Origin of the sequence: Moraxella bovoculi 237, assembly GCF_000696305.2 — a bacterium.
Lineage (GTDB): Bacteria > Pseudomonadota > Gammaproteobacteria > Pseudomonadales > Moraxellaceae > Moraxella > Moraxella bovoculi.
In genome coordinates this window covers 40,922-48,273 of sequence record NZ_AOMT01000011.1, presented here as the reverse complement: position 1 = coordinate 48,273, position 7,352 = coordinate 40,922, and the positions used below count along the sequence as shown (strand labels likewise).

General features: G+C 47.2%; 7 protein-coding genes. 3 read left to right on the top strand and 4 right to left on the bottom strand.

What is annotated here, in order from left to right:
* Positions 1-32: 32 nt before the first annotated feature.
* Both dapB and dnaJ read right to left on the bottom strand, forming a co-directional pair.
* Positions 33-833 (bottom strand): 4-hydroxy-tetrahydrodipicolinate reductase, encoded by an 801-nt coding sequence (gene dapB / locus MBO_RS03420; protein ID WP_036363708.1) that lies wholly within the window; start codon positions 831-833, stop codon positions 33-35.
* A gap of 121 nt (positions 834-954) precedes the next feature.
* Positions 955-2,124, bottom strand: coding sequence for a molecular chaperone DnaJ (gene dnaJ, locus MBO_RS03415; protein WP_036363706.1), 1,170 nt, complete (start codon positions 2,122-2,124; stop codon positions 955-957).
* Between the two features lie 149 nt (positions 2,125-2,273).
* Between dnaJ and MBO_RS03410 the strand changes: the two genes are divergently transcribed.
* Positions 2,274-2,855 (top strand): DUF2939 domain-containing protein, encoded by a 582-nt coding sequence (locus MBO_RS03410; protein ID WP_036363703.1) that lies wholly within the window; start codon positions 2,274-2,276, stop codon positions 2,853-2,855.
* A gap of 51 nt (positions 2,856-2,906) precedes the next feature.
* On the opposite strand, the gene MBO_RS03405 is transcribed toward MBO_RS03410, so the two are convergent.
* Positions 2,907-3,878, bottom strand: a complete 972-nt coding sequence (locus tag MBO_RS03405) for a DsbC family protein (protein ID WP_036363699.1) — start codon at positions 3,876-3,878, stop codon at positions 2,907-2,909.
* 34 nt (positions 3,879-3,912) lie between these two features.
* The gene (locus tag MBO_RS03400; RefSeq protein WP_036363696.1) at positions 3,913-4,614 is read right to left on the bottom strand and encodes a pseudouridine synthase; all 702 of its coding nucleotides are present in this window, start codon (positions 4,612-4,614) and stop codon (positions 3,913-3,915) included.
* Between the two features lie 70 nt (positions 4,615-4,684).
* Here MBO_RS03400 and MBO_RS03395 point away from each other — a divergent pair, with 70 nt between their 5' ends.
* Both MBO_RS03395 and MBO_RS03390 read left to right on the top strand, forming a co-directional pair.
* Entirely contained in the window at positions 4,685-5,275 is a 591-nt protein-coding gene (locus tag MBO_RS03395; RefSeq protein WP_036363724.1) for a YigZ family protein, read from the top strand.
* Positions 5,276-5,604: 329 nt separating this feature from the next.
* Positions 5,605-7,215: a peptide ABC transporter substrate-binding protein gene (locus MBO_RS03390; protein WP_036363692.1), complete on the top strand. Its 1,611-nt coding sequence runs from the start codon at positions 5,605-5,607 to the stop codon at positions 7,213-7,215.
* Positions 7,216-7,352 lie beyond the last annotated feature (137 nt).

Here is a 7,352-nt window from a genome sequence, read left to right as displayed (position 1 = left end):
TCATTGAGAACGCTTTTTTTATTTGACTTAATTTAAGCCTTTAGACCTAGCACATCCTGCATGTCGTACAGTCCAGCAGGCTGACTGCTTGCCCATACGGCAGCACGGACAGCACCAGCTGCAAAGGTCATGCGGCTCATCGCCTTATGGGTGATCTCGATGATCTCGCCATCCATGATAAATCCAACCGTATGCTCGCCCACGATCTCGCCACCACGAATCGCATGCATGCCGATTTCGCCTGCGGTGCGCTTAGATTCACCTTGTCTTCCGTGTACGAGCGCTGTTTTTAGGCTTTGATTGCGGGCATCGGCGACAGATTTTGCCATCATAAGGGCGGTGCCTGATGGCGCATCAATCTTGTGCTTGTGGTGATGCTCGATGATCTCAACATCCGCATCCATACCAAGCACCTTGGCGGTGGTAGCAAGAAGATTTAGGCTCAAATTCACGCCAGTGGAGAAGTTGCCCGCATAGACGATCGGGATGAATTGACTGGCTTCTTTTAGCTTGGCTTCTTGATCTTCGGATAAGCCTGTTACACCCATCACCAGCGCAACTTTATTGATGACGCATTGCGCCAGCACTTCATCAAGCGCTTCTGGTAGACTAAAATCAATCAGCGCACCCAATTCTGCGACATCTAACGTCGATAATGCGATGCCATTTTTGTCAGAGCCGATAAATTCGCCTGCATCCACACCGATAAGGCTCGAGACACTACGCACGAATGCGCCTTTGAGGGTGGTATGTGGATTATCCAGCGTGGCTTGTAATAGCATTCTACCCATGCGACCTGATGCGCCCATGATACCGATGTTGATGCTGCTCATGATGATCCCTTATTACCAATTAAAAGTTTGTGAATTCACTTTGATTATACCCAAAAATTTCACAAATGAAAATGCAAAAAGCACGGCAATGATTTACCGTGCTTGTTTTGGGCGTGTTTGATTAATCAAAAAGGTCTTTTACGTCGTCTTTGATTTTGTCAAAAAAGCCTTTTTTCTTGGCAGAGGCTTGATTGTCTTTACCAAGGCTGGCTTGGAATCGACGCAGTAGCTCTTTTTGTTCGTGGGTCAGGTTGGTTGGTGTCTCAACGATGATGCGGCAGATCAGATCGCCTTGCATTCCGCCACGAACCGTGGTTACGCCTTTGCCACGCACGCGCAGCAGTTTGCCATTTTGAGTACCTTCAGAGACTTTAATCTTGAGGCGACCATCCAAAGTAGGCACTTCAACTTCATCGCCAATGGCAGCGGTGGCGATATCCACAGGAACATCCATGTGTAGATCGGCACCGTTACGTGTGAAGATCTCGTGCGGTTTGACATGGATTTCTACATACAGATCGCCATTTGGCATGCCTGCATCACCCGCTTCGCCTTTGCCTGATAGGCGCACGCGGTCGCCATCGTCCACACCGGCAGGGATGGAGACTTCTAGGGTTTGAGATTTTTGTTGTTTGCCTTCGCCGTGGCAGTCTGGGCAAGGGTTTTTGATGGTCTTGCCAGTGCCATGACAGTCTGGGCAAGTCTGCTGCATGACAAAGAAGCCTTGCTGCATGCGAACCTGACCTTGCCCATGACAAGTGCTACAGGTGGTGATGTCAGCGTCTGACTTCGCGCCTTTGCCGTTACAGGTGCTACAGCTGACTGATGAGCTAAATTGAATCTCTTTTTTGCAGCCTTTGACAGCCTCTTCTAGGCTTAGGCTTAGGCGATAAAGTAAGTCGGAACCCTTGCTGGCACGAGCGCGTGATGAGCGAGATCCACCAAAGAAGTCGCCAAATCCGCCACCAGAACCGCCGCCGAATGCCTGACCAAAGATGTCACCAAAGATATCGCCAAAGTCGCCATGGAAGCCACCAGCGCCGCCGAATCCGCCATTATTCATGCCTTGTTCAAAAGCATCATGCCCCATGCGATCATAGCTGGCGCGTTTTTGGGCGTCGGAGAGCACCTCATAAGCCATTGTCGCTTCTTTGAATTTCTCTTCAGCGCTTGGGTCGTCTGGATTTTTGTCAGGGTGGTACTTCATCGCCAAACGGCGGTAGGCTTTTTTGATTTCTTTTTCGTCAGCCGACTTGTCCACACCCAAAACGGTATAAAAATCTCTGCTCATATTAATTCCACAGTGTCAAAATAGTTTTGCCTTTTATGGTGGTTTTGCCTTATTTATCAAGTTAAAAGCGCCGAAAAATCGCAAATTTTTCTAAGGCTTTCACCAATTTATGGCAAAATAATGCATTCATTGTCATTTTGGATTTGTTTATGAAAACTGCCCTAAAAATAAGCCTTTTTCTGCTCGTTATTGTCTTGATCATCGCAGGCGTGTCACCGTATTATCGACTTTATCAGCTCAATCAGGCTTATGAGAGAGGTGATTATCTGCCCATTGTGCAGGCGGTGGATTTTGATACTCTGCGCAGCAATCTAAAGACACAGCTTTATACCAATGCGGATAACCTTGCTCAAGAAGTGCCAAAAGAGCTTGAATTTCTAGGAATTAATCAAGAAAAACTTAACAATATAGATAAGACTATGATCGATGGTAGTATTGACAATGTCATTACATACGATAATGCCATTCGTCTAAGCAAGGGCGAGATACAAGCAACTGATGCCAGCATTGCTGATTTGGTCGTATTGGGCGATGCGTGGCAGTCATTGGATGATAGCGAGCCAAACCAAGCGACAGATGTCGATCAGAATAATGATAAAAATCATCAGCTTGGCTACCGCGGCATCAACTGCTTTTCTGTAAAGACAAGCGTGCAAGGCAAGGATGTCGATGTTCGACTGTCTCGGCATGGGCTGACGCAGTGGAAGATAGATAATGTTATCCTACCTTAATGGCAAGTATGAATGGACGGTAAACCTTGAGTAATTTACCGCCCATTTTTTCTATTTAATATTTAGAAATTCTAAAAATTCTTCGCCATTAAAATCACCTTGGAACAGCTCGCCTTGATCGTTGAAGATGGCAGGTGTGGCAAATATCGCCAAAGACTGTGCGGCGAGCTGGTTGTGGGTAAGGTTATTCTCGTCGCCTTGGCAGGTTGCTCTGATGCGGATGCCACGCATGGCTGCAGAGAGTAGAGAGGCGCGTTTGGTATTGTCGCTTTCGCACCAAATTTGTCGCATCGGTTCTGGTGATTCATCATAGACAGGGTAGCCGATCGCCTTAATGGTGATTCCTTTATTATTGAACTCATTGATTTTACTATGGAAAATCTTGCAATACGGACAGTTGATGTCGGTGGCAATATAGACCACAGCGCGCTCGGTGCCTTTGGCGGGGTAGATGGCTAAGGTTTCTTGATCGAGCTGGCCTAGGGCATGGCGATTCTTGGCGTATTCAAAGTCAGTGTCTAGACCTGCAAACAGACCATCTTCGATGACTGAAATCTCCCCATTGATGAAATAACGTCCATCACTGCTCACCAAAAATGGCGTTCCACTGGCAGAAACGCCCCACAGCAAGCCATCAACATTCGTGTGGTAGAAGGCGGCTTGTTGATCGATGTTTTTTAGAACTGTCATGTTGGCAAGCAGATCAGCCTTATGAGCATTCGTGATGGGTGTGCCGGCTTTGGCCTTTGGGTGGTTGCCTGTGGCTGCTTTTGGGCTTGGATTGGGCTCGATGTTGCCTTGAATGACATAGTTTAGGTCATGTGTGATGAGTAGGGGCTCTTGACCTTGCCCAAGGCTAAGCAGCAACAAGGAGCTGATCGGGCTCGGCTGTATGCTCTCAACAGGAATGCTAAGACCAGCGCCGTTAAGGGTGGCGCGAATCTGCGCTTCGTTAATGTTGGCGTGCGCCGTACCCAAAGATAGAATAACGGCTAGACTTAAAGATTTTAGTAAAGTTTTCATATTTTTGGTTCTTTAAAATTAAATGATAGCAATCTTAAAATTGCTCGATTTCATCAGCTGTTAAGAATCGGCTCTCACCCATCTCAAGCCCATCAAGTGTAATGCTACCAATACTGGCTCGGTGGAGCTCTACGACTTTATTGCCAAAATAACCCATCATGCGCTTGACCTGATGGTATTTACCTTCGGTTAGTATCAGCACAGCATGAGTCTCATCGATGAATGATAGCTCAGCAGGGCGCGTCTTTTCAGTATCGCCTTCTAACAATATCCCGTTGGCAACTTGTTTGATTGCGTGGGCTTGTTCGTCTGCGTTCATCGAATTGGCTAGAGTGATTTCGTAGCGCTTGGGTTGATGGCGCTTGGGGCTGGTCACACGATGCAGCCATGCGCCATCATCGGACAGCAGCAACGCACCTGTGGTATCTACGTCCAGTCGTCCTGCGATGCGAAGGCTGCCAATCTCTGGCACAGCGATGAGATCGGTGACGATGGGGTATTCTTTGGCTTTTAGAGTGCATTCAAAGCCATCTGGCTTATATAGTAGGATGTAACGATTCCCCTCTGCCACGCTTAAAGGCTCTCCCGCCCACAGTACTTCATCATCGGCTTGTATGTGTACGCTACCGTCTTTGATGATCTCATTATTGACGGTGATTTCGCCTGCATGCAGGACTTTTTTGGCTTCTTTACGAGACAGTTCAGTGGCTTTGCTTAGGAATTTATCTAATCTCATGTGTTGTCTTCATTTAAAAATCATGGCGTTTAGTGTATCATATTTGGCTTATTATATGAAAAAATTTCACATGAGCTACCATACCCTAGCCGCGCCATGCGATGCGGCTTATGAAATCAAAAAAAGCGAATTTCTTGCTTTTGCCTATCCGATCAACATCAAAGAAGACGTGATGTTTCACGTGGAACAATTAAAATCACGCTATCCAGACGCGCGCCATCACTGTACGGCCTACATCATTGGCGATCCACATAATACCACGCGCGCAGGCTTTGATGATGATGGCGAGCCCAATGGCACCGCAGGCAGAACGATTCTAAATGTCTTACAGCACAAGGGCATTGGCAATGCGTTGGTGGTTGTAGTTCGTTATTTTGGCGGGATTAAGCTTGGGGCAGGTGGTCTGACCCGCGCCTATGCGACAGCCACGCAGATGGTCGTGGATAAGATGGATTTGGTGGAATTTATCCCAAAATCTGTGGTGAAAGTGAGCACGGACTTTGCTAACGAAGCCCAAATACGCTATCTGGTGGGACAGGCGAGCGGTGAGATATTATCAGCAGAATACTCTGATAATGTGACGATGTCGGTGCAGCTAGACAGTGAGAAGGTTCAGGCATTTAGCGAGAGTCTAGGCATCTATGGAGAGATGAGCGAATAAACACAAACGATAAAGCCCTAACATCAGTTAGGGCTTACCGTATGGGGGTTTTGCTACTTGCGCTATCCTTAAATTCTATCCATAATATCAGCGTTCATCCATGTTGGCATATCCATTCGCCGTATTCCTTGCTGATGGGTGTATTATGCCAAGTTCTAGCAGGGATGAAAATACGCCAACCTCTCAAATGTGTGTAAGACATTGACTACAAACTTGTACCTATCCCACATCTATGTAAAAATATTATTCCAAATAAGAATAAAGAAACCTCTATGCCCGATTCATGACAGTGTTAAAATACCCCAAAGATTAACCAACCCGAGGTTCTTATGAATTTTACCAAGCACAGCACCACCGCATTGGCATTAGGTGTGATGTTAGCACTCACAGGCTGCGGTAATAAATCCGCCACAGACACCGCCACCAAAACAGACAAAACCACGCTCACCATTAACAATGGCGCTGAGATCAGCTCCTTAGATCCGCATAAGACAGGCGGTGTACCGGAGTCGGGTGTGGCGCGTCAGCAGTTCGTGGGGCTCACGACAACCGATGCTGATGGTAAGCTCATCGCAGGCATTGCTGAGAGCTGGGAGACTAGTGATAATATCACGTGGATCTTCAAGCTGCGTGATGCGAAATGGTCAAATGGCGACGCCGTCACTACCCAAGACTTTGTTTATAGTTTTCAGCGTATGGTGAATCCAGAGACTGCTGCCAACTTCGCCAACTTCGTGGCAGATGCTAAGTTCTTGAATGCTGGCGATATCATCGAGGGTAAGCGTAAGCCTGCAGAGCTGGGTGTCAGAGCGTTGGATGACAAGACCTTACAAATCACGCTGTCTGAGGCGGTGCCATATTTACCGCAGATGCTTGCTTATACCGCAATGCGTCCTGTTCCCCAAAAAGTCGTAGAAGCGCTTGGCGATGCTTGGGCAAAACCTGAGAACATTGTGGTTAATGGCCCGTACATCATCAAAAATTGGCGCGTGGGCGAGAGAATGAATTTCGTTAAAAACCCTCATTATTATGATGCGGATAATGTCGCCATTGAGAATTTGGTGCTGTTACCGATCGACAGCGGCCCTACGGATTATGCGCGTTATCAGGCGGGCGAGATTGATGTGACTTATACCGATGTGCCAAGCGACATTCTGACATCTGTCAAGGGTGATGACGTGAAGACGTCGCCATCGTTCTGTTCGTATTATTATGAGATGAACGTGAATAAGCCGCCATTTAACGATGTTCGTGTTCGTCGTGCCATGACCTTGGCGCTAGACCGTGAGACCATCGCCGAGAAAGTCGCCGCCCGTGGCGAGACGCCTTCTTATCAGATGACCCCAACGGTGGTGTCGAATAACCCAAATTACACCCCAGAGTGGCAAAAACTTGATAAGGAAGCGCGCATCGCAGAAGCCAAGCGTCTGTTAAATGAAGCAGGCTATAATGAGCAAAACCCGCTAAAATTCGACCTGCTGTATAACACCAGTGAGAACCATAAAAAAGTCGCCGTCGCAGCACAGTCTTTATGGCAAGAGGCGTTAGGCTTTGCCAAAATTACCCTTGTCAATCAAGAATGGAAAGCATATCTGGCCAGCCGCCGTAATCACGAACATCAGATGGCGCGTGCGGCATGGTGCGGTGATTATGACGATCCCGCAGCGTTCTTAAACGTCATGCGTACAGAGGGTTCGGGTAACTATGGCGATTATTCTAGCCAAGAATATGACAACCTATTAAAGACGTCTTTGAACAAGTCAGACGATGCTGAGCGTGCCAAGGTATACCATCAGTTAGAGGCGATCTTGGACAAAGATGTACCGAACGTTTGGGTGTATTATCAAGTGAATGCTCGCGTGGTTAAGCCTTACGTGGCAGGCTATTCGACTAACGACGCCTTGGGCAATTGGCAAGCCAAATATTGGTCGATTAAATAATCGAACGATTCATAAAAAAGACTTGGTGTGCGCCAAGTCTTTTTTTTACCCGTCAGAGTAGAACTATTGACCTCAATATAAAAAGACCGCAATTAATGCGGTCTTTTTAGGTGGGAGGGTTGTTACTACTTAACTAC